A 23810-nucleotide genomic window follows, 5' to 3' on the forward strand; every position below is an offset into this window, starting at 1 on the left:
TATTTCTCCTTCATTCACGGAAAATTTACAAATTAATTACAAAATTATTGTATTTTCTGACAAGATTTTCATCTAGTCTTTTTATAGGCCTTTTTGAATGGATCGAAGATAGGCCGAATTATTTCAGGAGGCGAAAGATGAAAAACTCGAGAAACAAGATTTTACATAGTATTGGTGCTCTATCTTTAGCAGGTACTTTTTTATTTTCAACGAATCTATCTGCAAATGCGGCAGGTCCTTCGTTTTCGAATACGATGGAAGTTGAAAAAATCGCTGGTTACAAAACGGGCCTCACCGATGAAGAGGGTGGGGTAGCCGAAATTGTTAAGTATAATTCTGCTAATAAGAAATTTTATGTGATCAATGGCAAAAACCAAACCATTGATATCGTGAGCCTGTCCGGTCTTACTTCTCAAAAAGATCAGCAATTGCAAAAAGAGAAATCGATTAATATCGCGGCTGCGGTAAATACAGATAGCTTTACATATGGTGACTTAACAAGTATTGACGTGAATCAAAAGGAAAAAATTATTGTAGCAGCTGTACAAGATAAAGATTATACGAAAAATGGCAAGATTGCCGTCATGGATTATGATGGGAAAATTATAAAGACCTTTAATACTGGCGTTCAGCCGGATATGGTGAAAATCTCTTCAGACGGAAAGTATATTTTAACGGCAGATGAAGCAGAACCGAGAGAAGGGCTTGAAAATGGCGTTGATCCTCAAGGCTCTGTCACAATAGTAAACTATGAAACAGGCAAAAGTAACGTCGTTAAATTTGACAATCCAAGTGTGATCGATGATGACGTACATATCCGCAACAAGGAAGCTGTCAATGATTTCGAGCCTGAATACATAGCTTTGTCTACTGATGGGAAAAAGGCATATGTTACGTTGCAAGAAAATAATGCAATTGCAACAATTGATGTTGCTAACGGCAAAGTGGATTCTGTAAAGTCGTTAGGCTATAAAGATCACTCGCTGCCGGGAAATGAGCTAGATGCGGCGAGAAATGGCAAAATTGAGATTGAAAATCTTCCTCTTCTCGGTGCATACATGCCGGATTCTGTTCAATATATTTCGATCGGCGGTGTTAATTATCTTGTAACAGGGAACGAAGGCGATGCAACTGAATGGGAAGAGTTTGAAAATATCGCAGACTTTGAAGATATAAAAGAAAGCATCATCCTTCAAAGTGATTTGTTTAAAGGAATGACTGAATCAGAAGCACAGGCTGCACTTGATAAAATGAAAAAATCCTCTGATTACGATAAGCTGGAAGTATTGACAGACCGGGGGAACAATGCAGTTTATACATTGGGCGGGCGTTCATTCTCTATTTGGAACGCTGATACGATGGAGCTTGTGTATGACAGCGGAAGCGATTTTGAGAAAATTACTGCGGAACGGTATCCGGAAGTGTTTAACTGGTCAAATGATGATGATGAAATGGACAAGCGAAGTGCGAAAAAAGGTCCGGAACCTGAAGATTTAAAGGTCGGCATGATTGGTGATGAGCTGTTCGCTTTTGTCGGATTGGAAAGAATCAGCGGTGTCATGGCCTATAACATTTCAAATCCTGCGAACGGAAAATTTGCAAACTATCTAAATACGAGAGATTTTTCAGATAAGATAGCAGGGGATGTTGCACCGGAAGGACTTGATTTTGTTTCTGCCGAAGCCAGCCCGACAGGACGTCCGCTCGTATTGGCAGGAAATGAAGTAAGCGGAACGGTTGCTGTTAATGAAGTACAAGTGGATCCTGTTAAGCCGATTGAAAGTATAACACTTAACCAAACATCGGCAAAGCTTGAAATCGGCAAGACTTTACAGCTGACTGCAAGCATTCAGCCTGAAGATACTACGGAGAGCAAGGAGCTTACTTGGATGAGCTCAGATGATAAGGTAGCAACCGTTACGAATAAAGGAATGGTTTCAGCGGTAGGAGAAGGGACTGCAACAATCACAGCTCTTACAGCCGATGGAAAACATAGCGCCGCAGCAGAAATTACGGTAACGAAAGCTCCGGCACCAATTGATGACAACAAAGATGACAACAAGGATGAAGAGAATAAAAAACCAGATCCGGTTAACGAAGAAGAAACAAATACTAAAAATCCGGACACGAATACAAACACAGATAATAATGAGACACCGAACAATGAGAGCAATGATCAAACGGAAAATACTGAAACCAGCAACAATGAATTACCTGATACAGCGACCAATCACTACCAATTTCTATTGTGGGGACTGGTAATCATAGCAGCAGGCGGAGTTCTGTTCATAGGTTATAAACGAAAAAAGATAAATGAATAACGCAGAAAAAAGCAGATTCAGCTGGATCTGCTTTTTTCTCACGTTCATTTTGCCAATCATCAGGGTATAACATAATATATCTAAATCTAGAAAGAGAGGAATACATGATGGTTGCTATCACCCATATTGGATTGACAGTACCAGACCTGGATAAAGGAATCCAGTGGTACGAGAACGTGTTAGGATTTGAACTGATAGCCGGACCTTACACGATGAAAGCGGAAGAAGCAGAGCCTGACAGCATGGGGCAGGATTTGTTTGGACCGAATGTGAAGAAAAAAAGAAACGCCCATATGAGCGCATCCAATCAGGTAGGTATTGAACTCTTTGAATTTGATGTACCGAAAACTGAAGGAGCCGATAAGAATCCAGTCTGGAGCCCGGGCTATTTTCACATTTGTGTCGTTTATAAGGACGTAGATGCGTTAGCGAGAAAAATAGTTGATAATGGCGGAGAACGAATCAGCAAGACTTGGAATACCTACCCTGGAAAACCGTATTATCTAGTGTATTGCAAAGACCCTTTCGGTAATATGATCGAAGTATATTCACATAGTACTGAACAGATGTATGCGAATAGAGATTAGAACTTCATGCTGATTTATTTTCCTTCCAAGTTTGAAATGCCAGGTAACATGATGCGAAAGAAAAAACGAGCATTGCCATCTCCATTGTCCAAGCTCCCGTTGCTTCATTGACTTGCAACGAGAGAGCAAATATCAATAAAGCACTAGTGCCAAAAATAAACGGCGTACTTCTTTTTCGTTTCAAAACAGAAATAAATATTGTCAACAATCCGAGAAATCCCAAAGGAATACATGCTGCCAGTTCTTGACTAGGGAAGTCATTATGCCCCGAATTCAAGGCATTCCCGAGTCCATATCCTAATAAAGCAAGAAATACGAGAAATCCTGTACTTAATAGTAAAGTAATTCCCATTGCAATTCCTATAAAACGAACCAATCCGCTATAACGCATAAGGGTTTCCTTTCACTTTCTTATATGATTTTCAGCTTCTTTAAACATTCAAGAGTAATATTTTTTGCTGTTGTTCCACTTCCGTCGACGTTTGTAGCAAATACCCATGTTCCTTTTTTCGTCTCTACAAATCCGATATACCAGCCAAGTCCCAAGTCTGACAATCTAGTACCTGTTTTCCCGTGGATGGTGTAAGTATCTTGCTCATTGTCTATCATCATTCTTTTGACTGTTTTAAGGTTTTGCTCCATGAATGGGAGATCCTCTTTGACCAGCTTTTCTACAAATTCTACCTGTTCCTGGGCAGAGATTTTCAAGCTGCTGTTCAGCCAGAATGTATCAATTCCCCCGGAAATATCATTGTTTCCATAGCTGATTTTAAGCAGGTTTTGCTGCATTCTTTCCATTCCTATATCTCGGGCCATATCCTGATAAAACCATATAGCTGAGTACCTCATTGCTGAAGCTAACGAGTGGTCTGTATTCCAAGTCTCAAACTCTCTGACCACGCCGTCCCATCTTTTCACTTCATATTCATCTTTTACTGCCTTTTCTTCAAGCCCTATCAACGCATTCGGAACTTTAAAGGTAGACTCTGGCGTAAACCGAATCTTGCTTCTCTCATCATTATAGATATACATTTTATCAGATTTCAGATTTTTTATGACCATTGTCCCTTCTTTTCCATTGAACAATTCATCAACTTTAAGCTCCTTCGCCCTAGGAGCTTCAGCACTTGCCAATAGGCTGCCTGTCGATCCTGTAATCATTAGTACGATTAGAAAAAGAACCAGCACCTTTGTTTTTTTCATCACGCATCCTCCTTGTCATCTATTAGACTGCAATTTCAAGTATACTTATACACGTAATAATCTAAATGATTGTTTTCTTGTTCTGTACCCATACAGATGAGGAGGATGAATATATGAAATATGCCATGATTGTGAAGGAGATTGAAAAACGAATAGCGGATGGCTATTTGAAGCCGGGAAGTAAGCTGCCATCCATTAGGGCTTTATCGGAAGAATTTTCCTTCAGTAAAAATACAGTCATCAAAGCATATCAGAAAATGGAAAAATCACATTTGATATATTCTGTACCTAAGAGCGGTTTTTACGTGGTGGAGGACTTTCTTTTTCGAAGAGAGGGAAGTAAAGAGAAGATTACGATTGATTTTTTGTCTGCCGGCCCTGATAAACAGGCAATGCCTTATCTAGACTTTCAGCACTGCATCAACCAGGCAATTGAAACGTATAAAGAAGATATGTTTACATATTCAGAGCTTCAAGGCTTGTATTCGCTCCGCGAACAGCTGGCCGATCAATTGCAAGATCTCCAGGTATTTACCGTACCCGAAAGAATAGCAGTTGTTACCGGCTCTCAGCAGGCGCTTCATCTCTTTGTTTCTCTGCCTTTTCCAAACGGAAAGAAGAATATTTGCGTCGAACAGCCTACTCATGCCAGTTTTATCGAATCTCTCAGACTCCAGAACGCTGTTGCTGTCGGAATCGAGCGAACGAGCTCCGGAATCGATTTGGATCGATTAGAGGAAATATTTAAACATCAAGACATCAAGTTTTTCTATACAGTTTCACGATTTCATAATCCTACCGGAAACAGCTATACCAATACAGAAAAGAAAAGAATCGTAGAATTAGCTCGAACCTATGATGTGTATATCATTGAAGATGACTATATGGGAGATCTTGATCCCGACCTGAAGCAGGATCCAATGTTTGCCTACGACACTTCAGGGAGAATTATTTATACAAAAAGCTTTTCGAAAATTATGCTGCCAGGCTTGAGGCTCGGATTAACTGTTATTCCTGAGACGATGAAAAAGGATTTTTTGCGTGCCAAATTTGCCGCGGATATACATACGCCGGTACTTACACAGGGTGCTCTTGAAATCTATTTGAAGAACGGAATGTTTGCAGCCCATGTAAAAAAGTTAAGGAATAAGTATCGGAAAAAAGGAATAATTTTGCAAAAAGCATACAACGAGTATTTGCCGCCTTCCGCTACTTATTCAGGATCATTATCCGGCTTTTACTCAACAATCGAATTATCCAATAATCTAAAAGCTTATCAGCTGATCGATCAATTAAAACAGGTGAATGTGCTTGTGGACAATGCTGCAAAAATGTACTTACCGGAATTCAAAAAAGATAATGTTGTGAGACTTAGTGTTTCTCAAGTTCGGGATGAATGGATCAGTGCGGGGGTACAAAAAATTGCCGAGGGAATTATGGAGCTGATTAAGAAAAAGCAAATTATGAAAGTATTTTGATATTCTTGAAACCATACACAATAATACATCGTCGTAATTAAGTGTATAAACATATCAATCTTAAGGAGTATTCGTTTGAGACACTTCATCAACCTATTGCATTTTGGCTTTCAGCAGGCTCGATCTTGCCTGTTTCCGCTAGTTATTTTTCTGGCGCTGGCTGTTACCAAATTCGTCGAAATTCCATTTATCCCCCGCTATGATTTGATTTTATTCATTTGCTTAATGACACAGATCCTTATGATCGTCTTTAAGTATGAAACGATCGATGAGCTGAAAGTGATTTGTGTGTTTCACCTCATCGGACTGGCATTGGAGCTTTATAAAGTACATATGGGATCTTGGGTCTATCCGGAAGAAGGATGGACAAAATTTTTTGGCGTGCCGTTGTACAGCGGCTTTATGTACGCAAGTGTGGCGAGCTATATTTGCCAGGCATGGAGAAGGTTTGATTTGCGAATCAGGAATTGGCCGCCGTCTTGGCTCGTTGTGATTCTTAGTGCGGCCGTTTATTTTAACTTTTTTACCCACCATTTTATCCCTGATTTGCGCTGGGTGTTAAAAGTACTGGTCATCCTTTTATTCTTACGGACATTCGTTTATTTCACGGTTAATAATACGACCTATCCGATGCCGCTGTCTTTGTCATTTGTGCTTATCGGCTTTTTTATCTGGATTGCCGAAAACATTGCCACGTTTTTTGGTGCATGGGCTTATCCGAACCAAGAACAAACATGGAGTCTTGTCCATATTGGGAAAATCAGCTCGTGGCTTTTGCTGGTAATCGTGAGCATTATGATTGTGGCGCTGTTAAAACGGTTGAAAGGGAAACGTGAAGAAGTGAAGAGTAACACGTACAAAAGCTGGCTCAAAAACGTATAACGCGATCCTGAGCCAGTCTCTTTTTATAGGAAAGGATCAAAATAATCATAAGACGTGACGCCGTTTTCAACTGGTGTGCTGATTCGAACAAGTTCATTTACGATTTTCTCTGCTTCTTTGCCAAAGACAGGAAGCGGCTGATAATTATTTTCTGTTGTGCTGCCATCTGAATTTTCTAAAGTAGGTACGATCGTCATTCTCTTCATGACCACTTCACTGTTTTCTTTTGCAAAATGCAATCGGAACATGGAGGTCATCCGTGAAAGTAAGGTAGGATCAGCACCAAATGCAAAGTCACCCATACTATATACGATGTATTTGTCATTATAAAGCTCTACGCTTTCCAGCCGATGAGGGTGGGATCCCATGATAATATCTGCTCCTGCGTCTATAATGGCCCGACCGAATTGTTTCTGGTAATCAACCGGTGTTTCACGATATTCAACACCCCAATGCATATTTACGATCACCAAATTATCTGGTCGTTTATATTGCTTTACTTCGCGCTCGATTCGCGCCAAATAGTCTGCGGAAAATTGGCTCATTCGGCAATCATAGCCTAGAAAAATCGTTTCGATACCGCCTATCGTCTGAACAAGCGGCATTCCATCGTTAAAAACGTCTGTATCATTTGCTTTAAAAGCCGCGAGTGTATCTTTGTACCCGACTTCGAAATAATCCATCGTGTGATTATTTGCGAGATTTGCTGCCTCGACACCGCTTGCCGGCAAAAAAGCAACGTGTTCCGGGTCGCTCTTAATCCGCCACATCTTATTTTCAGCCTTAGTTGCCGATGTAAAGGCGCTTTCCGTATTGATAATTGTGAAATCATCAGAGTTGAACCAAGGAAGACAATTTTTGAAGACATACAAATTATCGCCATTGTTTTTGGCGAAGACATTGTCAAATTTCAAATGCTCCGGCGTCTCCGGGTAAGTACCGAAGGAGGTGTCTCCTACCATGGTCAGTGTCATTTCACCTTCTTGCTTTCGTCCCTGTTCGTATGAAGCCGCTGCAGCGTAAAACCATTGATATTGGGTCGGCTCGCTTAGCTGGATGTCCGGAACTTCCTTTTTTAATTGAGTTATAGCGGAAACATAGTCGGGATAGACATGACCTAACGCCTTTTCATCCGAATTCCCGTGTGCATAAGATTGAAGGGCTTCCAAACATGCTGTCAGTTTTTTTATGTAATTGCTTTTCGGATCATCTTGAAGGGAGTATTGATCCGTACTCTTCAACAAATCCTCCAGCTGCTTCTGAGCTTTTGCAGCTCCGCCGGTTTCTGCAAGGTTATCTAATATCTCCGCCGAACGTATCGATAGTTTTTCGACATCTTTATCTGTTGCCTGCTTGGTTTGAACTACTCGATCCTTTGGCGCTGAAGCCTGCTGATTTTGAAATTGTCTTACCGTTAAAACTCCAGTAACTCCCAATGCAAAAATAAAAATAATGAATAGGGATTGATAGTGCCTCATCCAAAATTTTTCTGTTTTGTCAGGATTAAGAGTGTGTTTAAGAGAATAGTACTATGATCATATCAATATGTCTATCAGGATTTAACAAATGTAGAGATTGGTAGAAACCTCAGTGGGCAGGTTCCTATGAAAGCCTGTTTTTATTTTTCGCTTATTATGATGTTTGCCAGAGGGCTCAGTCGGGTACAGGATGACAAATATGCTTTTACATAAGGAGGAACCTACCGAATGAGCAATGACCGCAAAGTGAACGAAAACAGTAAAAACGAGCAGTTGGAAACGTTCCGTGTTGATGATGAAGGCAAAAAGCTGACAACGAATCAAGGAGTAAAGGTATCGGAGGATGAGTTTTCCTTAAAAGCAGGTGAACGAGGACCAACGTTGATGGAGGATTTTCATTTCCGTGAAAAAATGACGCATTTTGATCATGAGCGGATTCCCGAGCGGATTGTACATGCCCGTGGTTTTGCAGCCCATGGAGAGTTTCAAGTTTATGAATCAATGAAGGAATTTACGAAGGCAAAATTTCTGCAGGATCCTTCTGTGAAAACACCGGTTTTCGTCCGTTTTTCAACTGTGGCCGGCTCACGGGGATCGGCTGAAACAGTCCGTGACGCGCGCGGTTTTGCGACGAAGTTTTATACAGAAGAAGGGAACTATGATCTAGTAGGCAACAACATCCCTGTCTTTTTTATTCAAGATGCTGTTAAATTTCCTGATCTAATTCATGCAGTCAAACCAGAACCTCATAATGAGATTCCGCAGGCTGCATCTGCACATGATACATTTTGGGATTTTGTCGCCAACAATCAGGAATCGGCCCATATGGTGATGTGGACAATGTCGGATCGGGCAATTCCAAGAAGCTTCCGAATGATGGAGGGCTTTGGGGTGCATACCTTCCGATTAGTCAATGACGAAGGAAAAGCCCACTTTGTGAAATTTCATTGGAAGCCAGTGCTTGGTTCACATTCTCTCGTATGGGATGAAGCGCAAAAAATCTCCGGAAAGGATCCTGACTTTCATCGCCGGGATTTGTCGGAGGCGATTGACAATGGAGATTATCCGGAATACGAGCTTGGAGTGCAGATTATTAAGGAAGAAGATGAATTTAACTTTGACTTTGATATTCTCGATCCAACGAAGCTTTGGCCGGAAGAAGACGTACCTGTTAAGATCATTGGAAAAATGACGCTGAATCGCAACGTTGACAATGTGTTTGCGGAAACGGAGCAAGTCGCATTTCATCCAGGAAGTGTGGTGCCGGGCATAGATTTTTCAAATGACCCGTTATTGCAAGGCCGCCTGTTTTCTTATACAGATACGCAATTAATCCGCCTTGGCGGCCCGAATTTCCATGAGCTGCCGATTAACAGACCCGTTTGTCCGTTCCACAACAATCAGCGTGACGGTTATGGAAGACAAACGATTAACAAAGGTCAAGTGAGCTATCACCGGAATTCACTTGCGGCCAATACACCATCGCCTGCAAGTGAAGAAGAAGGCGGCTATGTGCATTACCAGGAAAAAGTAGAAGGTCGTAAAGTGCGGGCCAGAAGTAAAAGCTTTGAAGATCATTTTTCTCAAGCGGCGATGTTTTGGAACAGCATGAGTGATGCAGAAAAGCAGCATATCATTGATGCATTCAGCTTTGAGCTTGGGAAAGTGAAAAGCAAATCTGTTCAGCAGCAGGTAGTAGACATGTTTGCAAATGTGAGCCTGGAATTAGCGACAGGCTTTGCGGAAGCGATCGGGGCGAACCCGCCTTCAAGCGAAGGTTCGCAGGTGACAAAATCCTCGCCTGCACTCAGCATGGAAAACACAAAGAAAAAACCGGCAACACGGAAGGTCAGTGTGATCATCGCCAATGATTTTAACGGACCTGAAGTCTCATCCATCCTTGACTCGTTAAAAGCCGAGGGCATCCAACCGGAAATCATTAGCGAAAAGCTGGGAATAGTAAAAGGCTCAGATAACTCGGAGCTGGAAGCGGCGCATACGTTCCTAACAGCTGATTCCGTCTTATTTGACGCCATCTATGCAGCTGGAGGGATAGCGAAAAATAAAGCATTTTATCAGGATGCATCCTCCTTTATTAATGAAGCCTTTCTACACTTTAAGCCGATCGGTGTTACTCATGAAGGAAAAACATGGATAAAAAAAGAGGTTGAGAACAGTAAAGGAGTAGTCGTTGGAGAAAATAGCAGCGGATTTGCGGAAGAATTCATCGAGGCGATTACAGCCCATCGATTTTGGGATCGACAAATCGTTTAAAAGAGAGGGAAATCCTCTCTTTTTTCATTTGATTTTGGCTTAGAGTAGACATTGACAGCGAATGCTTTTTCAAAGAAAAAATATAATAGATTTATAAGTTTTTATAGAGGAAATTGAAGATTAATAATAAGAGTGGTAAATTAATAAAATATAAATTATACAATATACAATATACAATGTTATATTCTTTTGCTGTTGCAAGGAAATGTATTTTGTATATGTAAAGCAATAAAATTAAGAATTTTTTTCAAAATTAGATGACACTTAGGAGGAGATAAAATGAATCAAAACTTTAAGACAATGGTTACAAGATTAGGCAGCCATAATCCAACATCATTATCAGTGCCAGAAAACATTCCGATCACTATGAGTTCGGTATTTGCTTTTGACGATGTTGAAAGTTTAAATAAAGTTTACAACGGTGATGCGGAAGGCTTTATTTATTCAAGAATGACAAATCCTGTTCATGAAGCACTAAAAGAAGTCATGTTTTCAATAGACGAAGGGGAAGACGCTCTCGTTTTCTCTTCAGGGATGGCAGCAATTACTTCAACTTTAATCACTCACCTGCATTCAGGTGACCATGTATTGGCATCTCATGTGTTATACGGTGAAACTTATGAATTTTTAAAATATCAATTAAAAAAATTCAATATTGATGTCACCTTTGTTGATTTTTCTAATGACAATTGGGAGCAGTATTTCACACCAAAAACGAAACTGGTCTATACAGAAACGATTTCAAACCCGATGATGGCTGTGGATAATTTGACGGAAATAGCGAATATCGCTCATGATTATCACGCGAAATTAGTAGTTGATAATACGTTTGCCACACCTATAGTTTGTCAACCATTAAATCTTGGAGCAGACATTGTTGTCTATAGTGCTACAAAGTATTTATGCGGACACGGCGATGTAACTGGCGGCATTGTCGTATCGAACAAAGAGACGATTAGTGCCATTGATAAGGTAGGGACGCTTTATGGCGGCTGTATAAGTCCGTTTGATGCTTGGATTCTTATTCGAAGCTTAAAAACGTTGGAGCTGCGAATGAGAGAACATTCTAACAATGCTTTGAAATTAGCTGATTTCTTTGAGGGCCATCCAAAAATCAATAAGGTCTATTATCCGGGGCTGCAATCGTCTCCTTCATTCAATCCGGCTAGTTCTTTTTTTAACAATGAGCTATATGGCGGCATGTTATCAGTAGACCTAAAAGGAAACGACGAAAGCTATCGAACTTTTATTGACAACTTAGAAGGAATAAAATTCGTGCCTAGTTTGGCAGATGTGAAAACGTCTGTTTGTTCACCAGCTATCACTTCTCATCGGAATTTAAGCGATAACGAGCTCAAACAAGCAGGAATTTCGAAAGGTTTAATTCGGATATCTACAGGTCTTGAAAATATAGATGATCTCATTTCTGAATTCGATAAGGTTTTAAATCTTATTTAATCAGAAACTTTTCAAGTAAAAAAGCCAAACATTAAAGATACCCTCGTGGCAATTACGGAAGACAAATAGTTTATAGAAAAAACTTAAAGGGGGAAGTGCTCTAGTTAAAAACCGGCATGGGTCAGATTTAATTGAACTCATGCCGGTTTTTTAGTGTATTTGTAGGTAAAGAATTAAAAGAGAACTGGACCTAATAATTTTATTTTCGTGTCCAATCCTCTTTAAAGAAACTTCAACTTGTTGTTCGAACCATCTCCCATATTTTTATCACGGGCCCATTCTTTAATATGACGAATATCTTTCGGGGTTGTTCTGCAACAGCCGCCTATTAAACTTGCTCCATTTTTATACCAGTCCTTTGAAATAACGCCGAAATTTTCATACTGTTGTTCCTTAGACCACGATTTTGTTTGAGGGTCATATTGTTCACCTGAATTCGGATAAATAATGATTGGTTTCGTCGTCACATTTTTCAGGTTTGATATCACCTTTGGAATACGCGAGACTGAAGTACAATTAACGCCGATTGCACAAATATTAGAATGTTGATTAAAATAAGACGCAGCCTCATCCAGTGCAGTTCCATCGCAAAGTTGCTGATCATTTGCAATACTGAACGAAATCCATGCTGAGGTGTCCGGAAAAGCTGTTTCAAGTAACTGGGCAAGAGCCATGCTTTCGTGAAAATGGGGAATGGTTTCAAAAGCAAATATATCAATCCCAGCCTCTTTTAATAACTTCATTCGAGATAAATGAAATTGCTGAAACTCTTCTATGGATAAATCATATTTTCCTGTATACTCCGAGCCGTCTGCAAGAAATGCTCCGTACGGGCCGATGCTGCCGGCAACTAATGGATAAGGTCTTGCTAGCTTCTCTTGTTTCGTCAGGCTTGTCCAGAATTCATCACGTGCCTCTTTCGCCAGCAATACAGCTTTTGTCATAAGGTGCCTCGCGTCTTCATCGGTCCATCCATGTTTTTTAAACCCTTCGATGTTGGCCTGATAAGTGTTTGTCGTTGCGATATCTGCTCCGGCTTTAAAATAGTCAAGGTGGACTTCCTTAATTAAATCGGGTGTATCGATAATGGCTTTGGCAGACCATAAATCATCTTTAATATCCAGACCTTTTTTCTCAATTTCTGTTGCCATTGCTCCATCTAATAATACGACTTGAAATTGTTTAATCATTTGTTGAATTCGATTATCGTCCATCAAACCTCCACCTTCTTCAGAATTACAATCACTAATTTGAAGCTAAATCATGTCTTTATGTTTAATTTCCCAATGCTTCTTAATCAGATGCTCTAATTGATTTCCATCTTGCTTTTTAAAATGCATGATGATTTCTCTATGATCCTCATTCATTTGCTTTGACACGGAAAAAAGTTTGCCTTCATCATCGCTTGAATAAACTTGTCTGACAAAACTATTTTGCAAACTCGCCAAAATATCTGTAAGGGTTGAATTGTTGCATTTTTTAAGATAAACATTATGGAACTCTTTTTGATATTTTTGATAGTCCGAATAGTTTTTTTCTGAAATAGCAATGTCTATTTTATTTGTGTACTCTTCCATTTCTTTGATATCGTTCTCCGTAATTTGCTCCAAAGATAAGGTAGCTGCTAAAGCATCCAGTACGCTGACGACTTTAAATACATCGAGCTTCTTTTTTGTATCAAGTTCTTTTACAATAAATCCTCTTCTGGGAAGATACTCGAGATAATTCTCTGAAGCTAATTGGATCAAAGCCTCTCTCACAGGGGTTCGGCTGACTTCTAATTTTTTGCTTAATTCAACCTCATTAATTTTATGGTTAGGAAGTAAAGTGCCATTTTGGATTTCAGTGGCGATGTAGTCATAAACATGGTCTTTTAATGATTGATATACCTTTTTAATCGTTCTTCCTCCTCAAAATGGATTTAATATTAAATACATTATATAATATATCTGTTGTGAAAACAGGAAGTCTTCTATTATAGAAACTACCTTCTAATTTATCTTTGCTGTATAGAACGTTTGCTGTTATATTTTCTGACCTATTTGTTGTGTATTCATTATATTAGTGTTAATTTCTTAAATAATACAATATACAATATACAGTATTACAGGGTGAAAAGCTTTGAAGCCATTTGACTAGCTCTAGTATTATTTTTTGATTTGTGACAGAAGTGAAATTTTATTTTACTGAATTTTTGTTATACTCATAGCTTGTACTGTTTTTTTAATACCATATGAAATATTAGAGGGAGTAATCAGATGCTGGAGACAAAAAACACAACTGATGGTCAATTAAAACGAACAATGAAAAGCAGGCATTTATTTATGATTTCACTTGGAGGTGTCATAGGAACAGGGCTTTTTCTTAGTTCAGGGTACACGATCAATCAAGCAGGTCCGGTAGGTACGCTGCTCGCTTACCTCGTTGGATCTGTTATCGTGTATCTGGTGATGCTCTGTTTAGGTGAATTAACCGTAAAAATGCCTATGACCGGCTCTTTTCATACATATGCCACTAAATATATCGGCCCTGGAACTGGTTTTACTATGGCATTGCTTTATTGGTTAACATGGACAGTGGCACTTGGTTCTGAATTTACTGCCGCTGGTTTAATTATGCAAAGCTGGTTTCCGACAACAACAGTATGGGCATGGAGCGCCTTTTTTATTGTTTTCCTTTTTTGCTTAAATGCTTTTTCTGTCCGCTTTTTTGCAGAAACAGAATTTTGGTTTTCCAGTATTAAAGTGATAGCGATTATTTTGTTCATATTAATTGGTGGGTTGGCGGTATTTGGTATTATCCCGGTGGATGGGTACACAGAAGCTCCTTTGTTCACTAATTTTGTAAAAGATGGGCTTTTCCCGAATGGATTTGGTGCTGTTTTCCTGACGATGCTGGCTGTTAACTTTGCTTTTTCGGGTACGGAATTAATTAGTGTAGCTTCTGGAGAAACAGCTGAACCGGAAAAAGTAATCCCGAAAACGATCCATACAACGGTTTTACGGTTGATTGTATTTTTTATAGGAAGCATATTTGTTATTTCAGCCTTAATTCCTTGGAAGGAAGCAGGGGTCGATCAAAGCCCATTTGTCACCGTATTTAATAACATAGGGATTCCATATGCCGGTACCATAATGAATTTTGTTGTTTTAACTGCCATTCTATCATGCGCAAATTCCGGGTTATATGCTGCCACTCGTATGCTTTGGTCGTTATCAAATGAAAAAATGATCTCGAAAGCCTTTGGAAAAGTAAATAAAAATGGGATTCCGATGAAGGCGCTAATTGTCACCACTTTTGGCGGAGTGTTATCTTTGATCTCTAGTGTTATACCTGCTCAAACCGTTTATATCGTATTAGTTTCTATTTCTGGATTAGCAGTGGTAATTGTATGGATGGGTATCGCTGCTTCACAATTTATGTTCCGTCGTACTTATTTGAAGGAGGGCAATAATATAAAGGATTTGAAATTCAAAACGCCTTTGTATCCAATTGTACCTATTGCAGCGTTTGTATTATGCTTCTTGTCATGCGTGTTAGTTGTTTTTGATCCATCACAACGAATGGCATTATTTTATACTATACCATTTGTTGCCTTATGTTATATTTTTTACTATATGAGACAAGCCATTCTAAAGAGGAAACTAAGCTTGAAAGAGGGAGTTTCAAGTATTCGATCATAAATCTCTTATCGAAAAAAGGAAGGAGAAAAATAAATTTACAGAATGTGTACAGAGAGGAACCTCCTCTCTGTATTTTTTTATACATGATTGGTGATATGATTCTATGCAACCAAACCAGCTACTGCGATTTAAAAAGGTGCTATTAAGGAATTTAGAAGTAATTAGTTCTCGAAATTCAATGTATTTCCGGGGAAATTGTCATCTGAAAAGATTTACAAAAATAAAATCATTTTTTTATGTTTTTTGAAATAGGAGTTTGGTACGATTATTATCGCTCAAAGATTATCGCTCAAAATATACGAGCTAGTTAAAGAAATTAAAGGAAATAGAATTTGGAAGGGAGAATAATAGTGTGGGAAGTAAAGCGTTAAATAAAGAAAATGGCGGGGCTTCCATTCGATCTTTGTTAGAAATATTAATCGTTTCAACAAGACTTGGTTTGACTTCTTTTGGAGGTCCAATTGCCCATTTAGGATATTTTCATGAAGAATATATTCGCAGAAGAAAATGGATGGATGAAAAGAGCTATGCTGATTTAGTCGCTTTATGCCAATTTCTCCCCGGTCCTGCCAGCAGCCAGGTTGGTATTGGCATCGGAGTCATGCGTGCAGGTGTAATTGGTGGAATCGTTGCTTTTCTTGGCTTCACATTACCCTCAGTTATTGCACTCATTATGATGGCATTAATTTTGCAAGGACTGCAAATTGGAGATGCAGGCTGGATACATGGATTGAAAATGGTTGCTGTAGCAGTTGTTGCACACGCCATTATCGGAATGGCGCAGAAGTTAACCCCGGATGTAAAACGAAAAACGATTGCACTAATCGCATTAGTAGTAACGCTATTATGGCAGACGGCATACACACAGGTGGGGATCATTTTATTATCTGCAATGATTGGATATTTTATTTTTAAACAGCCTGAAGAAAAAGATGATTCCAGAATTCATTTCCCTATTTCACGTCGTTTTGCAATTTTTTGCTTATTATTATTTTTTGGATTGCTTGTTGGTCTCCCTATTTTGAGGGACATTACTTCATTACAATGGGTTGCTATGGTGGATAGCTTCTATCGCTCAGGCTCTCTTGTGTTTGGAGGAGGACATGTTGTCTTGCCGCTTCTTGAGCGTGAATTTGTACATCCTGGATGGATAAGCAAAGAAACCTTTCTTGCCGGATATGGCGCTGCACAAGCCGTTCCAGGTCCGCTATTTACATTTGCAGCATATTTAGGGACGATCATGAATGGCTGGCTTGGCGGGTTATTAGCGACGGTTGCCATCTTCTTACCAGCTTTTCTACTGATTTTTGGCACACTGCCATTTTGGGAAAGTTTACGTCGAAACGAAAAAGTTAAAGGTGCACTAATGGGCGTCAATGCAGCAGTGGTGGGGATATTAATCTCTGCATTTTATGAACCAATCTGGACAAGTTCTATTCTGGCACCAATTGATTTCGCCTTCGCTGCTATCTTATTTAGTATGCTGGCTTTTTGGAAGCTGCAGCCGTGGATGATCGTAGTCTTTGGGGCGATTGGCGGATTTCTTATCAACCTATAAATAAAATAAGGGCTGGTTCGTCAATTTTATACTGACAATCCAGCACTTTATTAATTAGTTGTCATCAGAATTTTGTTCCACAAAATCTAGTATTCTCTCATTTATCTCGTTCGGAAATTCGCCATGCAACGTATTAAAGAAGGTTTGATCTGGAAAGTTTAGAATGAATTGTTCATGATGAAGGATCAGAACGAATTTTATTTCTTGTGTCACTCATCGCAGAAGGCGGGGATGAACAAACAAATAATCTGATAAAAAAATTAATTTTTTTGTGAGATGAATAATGAAAGATGGCGGTATTATCCAAAGCAAGTTGTAGGAAAAAAGCATAGGAGTTATGTGAAGATGAGGTAATAACCAATTTGTATCTATATTTGAACGATTGTTTTCAAAAAAGACGAAGGGACTAATCACTAGAGCGATTAGTCCCTTATAAAAAAATTAATTAAATTTGATCTGGACTTTTTTGCTTTCTTCTACAGGAATATTGATATAAATCGTTTTGGTTTCTTCATCGTAGAAATAGGAACGTTTAGTCTTTGTCATGTCTTTTAAAGAATCAACTGCTTTATAATTGTTGCGTGCTGCATATACTTTTTCCGGAGCTTCTTCATTATTGAGCTTAAGCGTATATTGCTCAATGTCAGAATCGAAGCGATCAGCTTCCATTGATTTCTTGAATTCGATTTTGTTTCGTTTTTCTTCAATGCTGAAGTTTGTTATATCGAATTCGCCTTTTTTGTGGTTAAGCGATTTGCCGTCGTCTTCGTAGAAGCTATAGTTTGCTTCGTCGTCTACGTAAGTATCAAGAACAAGGTTTGTTAATTCTTTTTCACCTGTGTATTGCTGTACCTCGCGAGTTGGTACGATTGAATCTTCTTTCATAAAGATTGGCAAATGATCAAGCGGAGCATCGACAGTAATCGTTTGGCCGCCTTTATATTCTTTTTTCGTCCAGAAATCGATCCATGTTTCTCCTTTAGGCAAGTAGACCTTACGGCTTGTTTGACCTTTCTTGACAACCGGAGCAAGCATCATGGAATCACCGAACATAAATTGGTCGCTGACGTTATAGGTTTTCTCGTCTTCTTGGAAGTGATAAACAAGCGGCTGCTGAACAGGTTTGCCCGTTTCGGAAGAGTCTTTAAATGCATTGTACAGGTATGGCAAGAGCTTGTAGCGCATTTCAATATACTTTTTCGAAGTTTTTTCTGCTTCCGGTCCAAATCTCCAAGGCTCCTGACCGTAATTCTTCGGATCCGGCATGTAGTGAATCCGGGAAAATGGAAGGAAAGCGCCGACTTCGATCCAGCGTGTGAAAAGTTCGCTGTCCGCACTGGATGCGAAACCGCCAATGTCATTTCCGACAAAGGATACTCCTGATAATCCGATATTCATGTTCATCGGCATGGACATTTGCAAATGCTCCCAGTTGCTTGTATTGTCTCCTGTCCATATCGCTGCATAGCGTTGAGAACCTGCAAACATATCACGCGTTAAAATAAACGGACGTTCATTCGGTTTATACATGGACCATGCTTTATGGGTTCCTTCGTTTTCTCGATGGCCAAACAAATTATGGAATTCTGTTGAGTAAATTTTGTTTTCATCTGATCCAAAGTAAGTATCCAGCGGCATCGTGTTGTTGTGTTTGTCGTCATCCCTAAACACAGACGGTTCATTCATGTCGTTCCAGATGCCGTCAATTCCTGCATCAAAAAGGGGTTTATGGCTTTTTGCCCACCAATTGCGAACTTCTTCTTTTGAAAAATCAGGGAACACGGAATCGCCTGGCCAAACCGGACCCACAAAATTGCTGCCGTCAGGGTTTTTCGCCCAATAATCTTTCGCTGTTCCTTCCTTATAAACGCTGTAATTTTCATCTTTCTTTACACCAGGATCATTAATAGCAATGGCATGGAAGCCTTCCATCTGTTTTAATCGCTTCAACGCATCTTTGTATTTTTGATCCCACGTAAATACCCTGTAATCTTGCATGTAATCAATGTCGAAATGCATCGTATCTAACGGAATCTTTTTCTCCCGGTAGGTTTTCGCGACATTCACAATCTCATCAGGTGTATATTCCCATTTGCTTTGATGAAGACCCAGTGTCCATTCGGCCGGCAGATCCATTTTTCCGGTAAGTTCTGTATATCGATCAATCACGTTTGAAATTTCCGGACCGTACATGAAGTAATAGGTGAGCGGGCCGCCGTTTGCATAGAAGTAATAGTAATCATCCGACTCACTGGCCATTTCATAGTAGGAACGATGCGAGTTATCAAAAAGAATACCGTAAGCTTTTTTATCCTTCAGACCCATAAAGAAAGGAATGGAAGTGTAAAGATACTTTGTATCCTTTGAATAGCCGAAGGCATCCGTATTCCACATTCCGACACTTTTGCCGCGTTTATTTAAGTTTAATCCTCCTTGTTCCCCGAAGCCGTAAAAGTTTTCCTCTTTATTTGTCTTTTTAAATACGTACGGCTTTCCATTTTCATATCCTGAGGAAGCGCCATTTTTCATGTAATCTTCATTGATGACGTTTCCTTGCTTGTCTAAAAATTTCACACCAAACTTGGATTTATTGATTTTAATCGTAAGCTCTTTTGTTGTAATCGTATACTCATCTTGTCCATCCGACGTTTCGAAGCTAGGTGTTTTCCAATCCTTTTTATGAATGGCCGGAGAATCAAACTCCTTTTGCCCATTTTTTAAAACGGAAACTTTCGCTAGATCTTCTGAATATAGACGAATGAAAGCCTTATATTCGCCTAAATCAAATTGAACGCCATTCTTTAAATTTTTGACACCGGTTACAGTAAACGTTTGCAAATTATCCTTATTAAGGGGAGTATCCGGTTCAGGCTGAGCTGCCGGTGTTTGCCCCCCTGCTGGCGCCGCAAACGTTGTTGTAATGGTTGAAGGCAAGGATACAACCATTACTAGAGCTGCTGCAATCATGACTCTGAATAATTGTGTAAGTTTTAGCATACAATCACCTCATCGAATAGAATTTTAGTACGTACTTAACCTACCAATTCCTTCAAAAACGAACAATACGACGAATGATAGAAATTAAGAAGATTCCTTGTACCTATCCAATTGTTAGCGCTTAATTTTCCGGAGATTTTGGTATAATTGTCAGAGTAAAAAAAGGGACGAAGCGACGGATAATTAATGAAAATGTAATATATGAGAGGTCTTTAGTAATAAGAGTAAACGTTTTCTCTATTTAATTTTTTTTGGAGGAATTATTGAAATTATGAGCTGAATAATTAAGTAAGGAAACTGTTCAACTAGATAAATGACGTTTTTAGTACGAGGAGATGGTTTTATTTAGGAGGTAATGTGATGAAAAATTAGTATAGCGTAAACGATTTCTAAACTGACTTTTTCCGAAAACACTAATTGGCTGCTGAAAATGACAGTATACTGATTTGGTTTTTGAATTGTTGGGAAAAAGAGCTACCTGAATGTCGAAGGGAGAGGGTAGGTTCGGTTTCGCTGTTATACGTTATAATAAACGCATAAATCTTTATAATCATTTTGTAAACTGGCGAAGCGATTGCTGATATTTTTTACAAATGGATTGACTATTTCTTTCGTTGTAATTATACTTGTTACAACGAAAGGGTGATTCCATGAGAATTAGCAACCGGTTCACGATCGCCGTTCATATGTTATCTCTGATAGCGGTCCGTACAGACCTTCTTACTTCAGAGCAAATCGCGGACAGCGTAAATACGAATCCTGTGATTATCCGTCAAATCAGCAGGTTACTAAAAAAATCAGGATTGATTGATGTGAGAAGGGGTTCGGGAGGAGCATATTTATTAAAAGATGCTAGCGATATTTCCTTATATAATGTATATAAAGCAGTTGATGTCGTTTTGGAAGGCGAGCTTTTCCACACTCATGAAAATCCGAACCCGAATTGTTGGGTCGGAGCAAATATTAATCAGGTTCTGGAGCTTTTTTTATTAAAAGCGCAAACAGCCATGGAGGATATACTAAAGGAAGTTTCAATACAAGAAATAACTGAGTTTATTATCCAAAAAAAGAATGCTTCTCAGGAAGCATAATCTTTTTAACAATGTTGTAATATTTTTGTTTACAACGGGTTGGAGCTATTGCCGTAAAATATCAAATAGGTCAGCTTCTCTCATTGTTGTAATGGGTTTGATTACAACGAAATCATTCGTTGCCATTTTAGGAGGTGAGGAAAAATGAAATAAATCCCGGCACAGCAAATTGAGAAATTGCTGCACACCTTTTATTTTTAAGATTACATTTGAGGAGGAGAAAGGAAAATGGCGGATATCAGCAATGCAGATTCAGAAATTAAAGTTCTAGATTGGGAGCAAAACATTAATTCCTATGTCCAATTGATTCCAAATATTGAGTTTTCAAACGTAGAGGGTACGTCATTGAAGCTAAATTTATTAGTATATAGAAACCCTATGGATGCGTTATTTAACAGGGATGGTAACCAAGAAAAATATCCTTTGATTATTTATTTGCAAGGCAGTGGATGGGGATGGACGGAGCAGGATACTTTTGGCTTCTTGCCGCAGCTTGTTGATTTTGCGAAACAAGGCTACGTCATCGCGAGTGTGCAATACAGAGGGAGCAGCGAAGCTATTTTCCCTGCGCAAATTCAGGATGTAAAAACTGCTGTACGTTTCTTAAAAGCAAATGCCTTCCAATATAACATTGATCCACAGAAAGTAGGTGTATGGGGAGATTCTTCAGGCGGGCATTTGGCTCTTTTACTGGGATTAACAGAAGGAATTGAAGAGTTTGATGGAGATCGGGAATATCCCCACGAATCTACTCACGTTCAAGCTATTGTAGACTGGTTTGGTCCGACAGAAATCCTCACCATGAGCCAATTCCCGTCAGCCTTTGACCATGATTCTCCCCAATCGCCGGAATCTAAGCTTATTGGCGGGGCTGTTCAGGAAAACAAAGAGAAAGCGAGAAAAGCTAGTCCAATTGAATACGTGCACCCTGATGCACCACCCATTTTAATGATGCATGGGGATCAAGACGATGTCGTACCATATGAGCAAAGCGTACAATTTTTTAAAGCACTTAAACAAGCAGGAAATGACGCAACCTTATATAAAATAACAGGTGCCGGACATATAGCTTTTACTCAACCCCACACGCTTGAAACAGTTAAATCATTCTTTTATTCACATTTGATAGAGTCGTAAAACAGTCAGCCCTATGTTTTCGAGCTTATGAAGTCTGCTTAATCAGAGTGTCTATATTGGCACTCTTTTTTTGCATACTAACTAACACATATTTATGGTAATCATGTATCGATTCTTGACTGTATCATCCGCTTATTTCACTTATCTAAAAATTGATGAATATTTCAATTTCACATATACTGTTTACGAAGATGTTGTACATAGCTATTTATCAACAGAAACGGAGAAATGAAATGACTGTTTTGCAAGATATAAAACCTAACTTTACCAGTATACGTCTAAATGTAATGGCAGGTATTACAACCGTTCTCGCACTAATCCCAGACTCCTTGGCTTTTGCGTTTATTGCCGGTGTGAATCCGATGATCAGCATTTATTCGACCATCAGCATCCTAATACTCATTTCAATTTTCGGCGGAAGGCCGGGAATGGTCTCAGCAACTGCCGGCTCAATGGCGGTATTAATGACAGCTCTGGTGGCTGAAAATGGTATCGAATACTTATTTGCTGCAACGATACTTACGGGAATTATTCAATTATTGATGGGAGCATTTCGACTAGGGAAGCTCATGAGGTTTGTGCCGCATTCGGTTATCACTGCATTTGTTAATTCTCTTGCTATTCTTATTTTTTTAGCACAGCTGCATTACTTTGAAGATCAATCCTGGGGAATGTACGTTATGATTGCTGGAACACTCCTTGTAATTTATTTAATACCGAAATTTACCTCGGTCGTACCGTCGCCGCTTGTTGCTATCGTGATTATGACGCTTGTCTACTCTTTTTTACCAGGAGGGAATTTGCAGACAGTAGGTGATCTGGCTAATTTATCAACGTCTCTGCCGCTTCCGCATGTTCCGAATATTCCTTTTACCCTTGATACGCTTTGGGTAATCCTCCCAACGTCTCTGTCACTCGCAATTGTCGGATATGCAGAGACTTTACTTACGCAATCAAAGATTGATGAAATGACGGATACGAAGACGAGTAAAGACAAGGAAATAAGAGGACAAGGGATTGCAAATACAGCCACCGGATTCATCGGAGGGATGGCAGGCTGTGCATTGGTTGCTGAATCCTATCTGAATGTGAAAAATGGTGGAACAACAAGGCTGTCTACGATCGTTTCAGGGGTTGTGTTTCTATTATTTATTTTTGTATTTAGTGATCTTGTTTCTATGATTCCGATTGCTGCACTCGTTGGAGTGATGTTTTATGTATGCAGCGAAATTTTCGATTGGGACTACTTACGCAATATCCGGAATACCCCGATCTCCGAAGTGGTTATCATGGTCACGACGGTACTGGTTGTTCTCGCTACACATAACCTGGCAATTGGTGTGCTCATTGGTGTATTGCTAAGTGTCTTACAATATGCTTATAAATCTGCAAAGCTGGAAGTAACGAACGATTGGAACGGGGAAGAAAAGGTCTATCACGTAAAAGGGCAGCTCTTCTTTGTAACGGCAGAGACTTTGAAGGAAAAGATTGATTTGACTGATAACTCGAAAATGGTTTGTATTGATCTAAGCCTTGCCCACGTATGGGACCATTCCGCTCATATGGCTTTGGATAATATCAGTTCCAGTCTTGTTGATAAAGGGAAAAAAGTAAGGTTTCACGGCTGGTAGAATATATTGACAGCAAAAACATTCTATGATAT

Annotated in this window: 17 protein-coding genes; 11 read left to right on the top strand and 6 right to left on the bottom strand. The window is 39.4% G+C overall.

Annotated features, from left to right (window positions below):
• Positions 1-137 precede the first annotated feature (137 nt).
• Both AM592_RS00625 and AM592_RS00630 read left to right on the top strand, forming a co-directional pair.
• Positions 138-2321 (top strand): choice-of-anchor I family protein, encoded by a 2184-nt coding sequence (locus AM592_RS00625; protein WP_053601990.1) that lies wholly within the window; start codon positions 138-140, stop codon positions 2319-2321.
• A gap of 104 nt (positions 2322-2425) precedes the next feature.
• Positions 2426-2908 (top strand): VOC family protein, encoded by a 483-nt coding sequence (locus AM592_RS00630; RefSeq protein WP_225970310.1) that lies wholly within the window; start codon positions 2426-2428, stop codon positions 2906-2908.
• Between the two features lie 4 nt (positions 2909-2912).
• Here the strand turns inward: AM592_RS00630 and AM592_RS00635 are convergent, their stop codons facing one another.
• Positions 2913-3299: a hypothetical protein gene (locus tag AM592_RS00635; RefSeq protein ID WP_053601991.1), complete on the bottom strand. Its 387-nt coding sequence runs from the start codon at positions 3297-3299 to the stop codon at positions 2913-2915.
• Positions 3300-3319: 20 nt separating this feature from the next.
• Entirely contained in the window at positions 3320-4111 is a 792-nt protein-coding gene (gene blaOXA, locus AM592_RS00640; protein WP_053601992.1) for a class D beta-lactamase, read from the bottom strand.
• 113 nt (positions 4112-4224) lie between these two features.
• On the opposite strand from blaOXA, the gene AM592_RS00645 reads away from it, so the two are divergent.
• Positions 4225-5589: an aminotransferase-like domain-containing protein gene (locus AM592_RS00645; protein ID WP_053601993.1), complete on the top strand. Its 1365-nt coding sequence runs from the start codon at positions 4225-4227 to the stop codon at positions 5587-5589.
• 75 nt (positions 5590-5664) lie between these two features.
• The gene (locus tag AM592_RS00650; protein ID WP_053601994.1) at positions 5665-6471 is read left to right on the top strand and encodes a DUF817 domain-containing protein; all 807 of its coding nucleotides are present in this window, start codon (positions 5665-5667) and stop codon (positions 6469-6471) included.
• A 23-nt stretch (positions 6472-6494) separates the two neighbouring features.
• On the opposite strand, the gene AM592_RS00655 is transcribed toward AM592_RS00650, so the two are convergent.
• Positions 6495-7949 (bottom strand): CapA family protein, encoded by a 1455-nt coding sequence (locus AM592_RS00655; protein WP_053601995.1) that lies wholly within the window; start codon positions 7947-7949, stop codon positions 6495-6497.
• A gap of 228 nt (positions 7950-8177) precedes the next feature.
• On the opposite strand from AM592_RS00655, the gene AM592_RS00660 reads away from it, so the two are divergent.
• Both AM592_RS00660 and AM592_RS00665 read left to right on the top strand, forming a co-directional pair.
• The gene (locus AM592_RS00660) at positions 8178-10223 is read left to right on the top strand and encodes a catalase (protein WP_053601996.1); all 2046 of its coding nucleotides are present in this window, start codon (positions 8178-8180) and stop codon (positions 10221-10223) included.
• A 279-nt stretch (positions 10224-10502) separates the two neighbouring features.
• On the top strand, positions 10503-11681 hold the full coding sequence (locus AM592_RS00665; protein ID WP_053601997.1) for a trans-sulfuration enzyme family protein: 1179 nt from the start codon (positions 10503-10505) through the stop codon (positions 11679-11681).
• Between the two features lie 221 nt (positions 11682-11902).
• Here the strand turns inward: AM592_RS00665 and mmuM are convergent, their stop codons facing one another.
• Positions 11903-12895, bottom strand: coding sequence for a homocysteine S-methyltransferase (gene mmuM, locus AM592_RS00670; RefSeq protein ID WP_053601998.1), 993 nt, complete (start codon positions 12893-12895; stop codon positions 11903-11905).
• Between the two features lie 42 nt (positions 12896-12937).
• The gene (locus AM592_RS00675; RefSeq protein WP_053601999.1) at positions 12938-13579 is read right to left on the bottom strand and encodes a GntR family transcriptional regulator; all 642 of its coding nucleotides are present in this window, start codon (positions 13577-13579) and stop codon (positions 12938-12940) included.
• Positions 13580-13939: 360 nt separating this feature from the next.
• On the opposite strand from AM592_RS00675, the gene AM592_RS00680 reads away from it, so the two are divergent.
• Both AM592_RS00680 and AM592_RS00685 read left to right on the top strand, forming a co-directional pair.
• On the top strand, positions 13940-15364 hold the full coding sequence (locus tag AM592_RS00680; RefSeq protein WP_053602000.1) for an amino acid permease: 1425 nt from the start codon (positions 13940-13942) through the stop codon (positions 15362-15364).
• Between the two features lie 352 nt (positions 15365-15716).
• Positions 15717-16922, top strand: coding sequence for a chromate transporter (locus AM592_RS00685; RefSeq protein WP_053602001.1), 1206 nt, complete (start codon positions 15717-15719; stop codon positions 16920-16922).
• Positions 16923-17363: 441 nt separating this feature from the next.
• Here AM592_RS00685 and AM592_RS00690 read toward each other — a convergent pair whose 3' ends face one another.
• A complete protein-coding gene (locus AM592_RS00690) occupies positions 17364-19919 on the bottom strand; it encodes a glycoside hydrolase family 31 protein (RefSeq protein WP_053602002.1) in 2556 nt (851 codons plus the stop codon).
• 650 nt (positions 19920-20569) lie between these two features.
• Between AM592_RS00690 and AM592_RS00695 the strand changes: the two genes are divergently transcribed.
• The 3 genes from AM592_RS00695 (at position 20570) to AM592_RS00705 (ending at position 23778) form a co-directional block, all read left to right on the top strand.
• Positions 20570-21010 (top strand): Rrf2 family transcriptional regulator, encoded by a 441-nt coding sequence (locus AM592_RS00695; protein WP_053602003.1) that lies wholly within the window; start codon positions 20570-20572, stop codon positions 21008-21010.
• Positions 21011-21238: 228 nt separating this feature from the next.
• Positions 21239-22147, top strand: coding sequence for an alpha/beta hydrolase (locus tag AM592_RS00700; RefSeq protein WP_053602004.1), 909 nt, complete (start codon positions 21239-21241; stop codon positions 22145-22147).
• Between the two features lie 233 nt (positions 22148-22380).
• The gene (locus tag AM592_RS00705; protein ID WP_053602005.1) at positions 22381-23778 is read left to right on the top strand and encodes a SulP family inorganic anion transporter; all 1398 of its coding nucleotides are present in this window, start codon (positions 22381-22383) and stop codon (positions 23776-23778) included.
• The last annotated feature ends 32 nt before the right edge of the window (positions 23779-23810 follow it).

Origin of the sequence: Bacillus gobiensis, assembly GCF_001278705.1 — a bacterium.
GTDB lineage: Bacteria > Bacillota > Bacilli > Bacillales > Bacillaceae > Bacillus > Bacillus gobiensis.

Excerpts from the sequence above, each read along its gene's own strand:
- AM592_RS00625 (WP_053601990.1), top strand. The coding sequence starts at position 138 with ATGAAAAACTCGAGAAACAAGATTTTACATAGTATTGGTGCTCTATCT.
- AM592_RS00630 (WP_225970310.1), top strand. The coding sequence starts at position 2,426 with ATGATGGTTGCTATCACCCATATTGGATTGACAGTACCAGACCTGGAT.
- AM592_RS00635 (WP_053601991.1), bottom strand. The coding sequence starts at position 3,299 with ATGCGTTATAGCGGATTGGTTCGTTTTATAGGAATTGCAATGGGAATT.
- blaOXA (WP_053601992.1), bottom strand. The coding sequence starts at position 4,111 with ATGAAAAAAACAAAGGTGCTGGTTCTTTTTCTAATCGTACTAATGATT.
- AM592_RS00645 (WP_053601993.1), top strand. The coding sequence starts at position 4,225 with ATGAAATATGCCATGATTGTGAAGGAGATTGAAAAACGAATAGCGGAT.
- AM592_RS00655 (WP_053601995.1), bottom strand. The coding sequence starts at position 7,949 with ATGAGGCACTATCAATCCCTATTCATTATTTTTATTTTTGCATTGGGA.
- AM592_RS00660 (WP_053601996.1), top strand. The coding sequence starts at position 8,178 with ATGAGCAATGACCGCAAAGTGAACGAAAACAGTAAAAACGAGCAGTTG.
- AM592_RS00665 (WP_053601997.1), top strand. The coding sequence starts at position 10,503 with ATGAATCAAAACTTTAAGACAATGGTTACAAGATTAGGCAGCCATAAT.
- mmuM (WP_053601998.1), bottom strand. The coding sequence starts at position 12,895 with ATGGACGATAATCGAATTCAACAAATGATTAAACAATTTCAAGTCGTA.
- AM592_RS00680 (WP_053602000.1), top strand. The coding sequence starts at position 13,940 with ATGCTGGAGACAAAAAACACAACTGATGGTCAATTAAAACGAACAATG.
- AM592_RS00690 (WP_053602002.1), bottom strand. The coding sequence starts at position 19,919 with ATGCTAAAACTTACACAATTATTCAGAGTCATGATTGCAGCAGCTCTA.
- AM592_RS00695 (WP_053602003.1), top strand. The coding sequence starts at position 20,570 with ATGAGAATTAGCAACCGGTTCACGATCGCCGTTCATATGTTATCTCTG.
- AM592_RS00700 (WP_053602004.1), top strand. The coding sequence starts at position 21,239 with ATGGCGGATATCAGCAATGCAGATTCAGAAATTAAAGTTCTAGATTGG.
- AM592_RS00705 (WP_053602005.1), top strand. The coding sequence starts at position 22,381 with ATGACTGTTTTGCAAGATATAAAACCTAACTTTACCAGTATACGTCTA.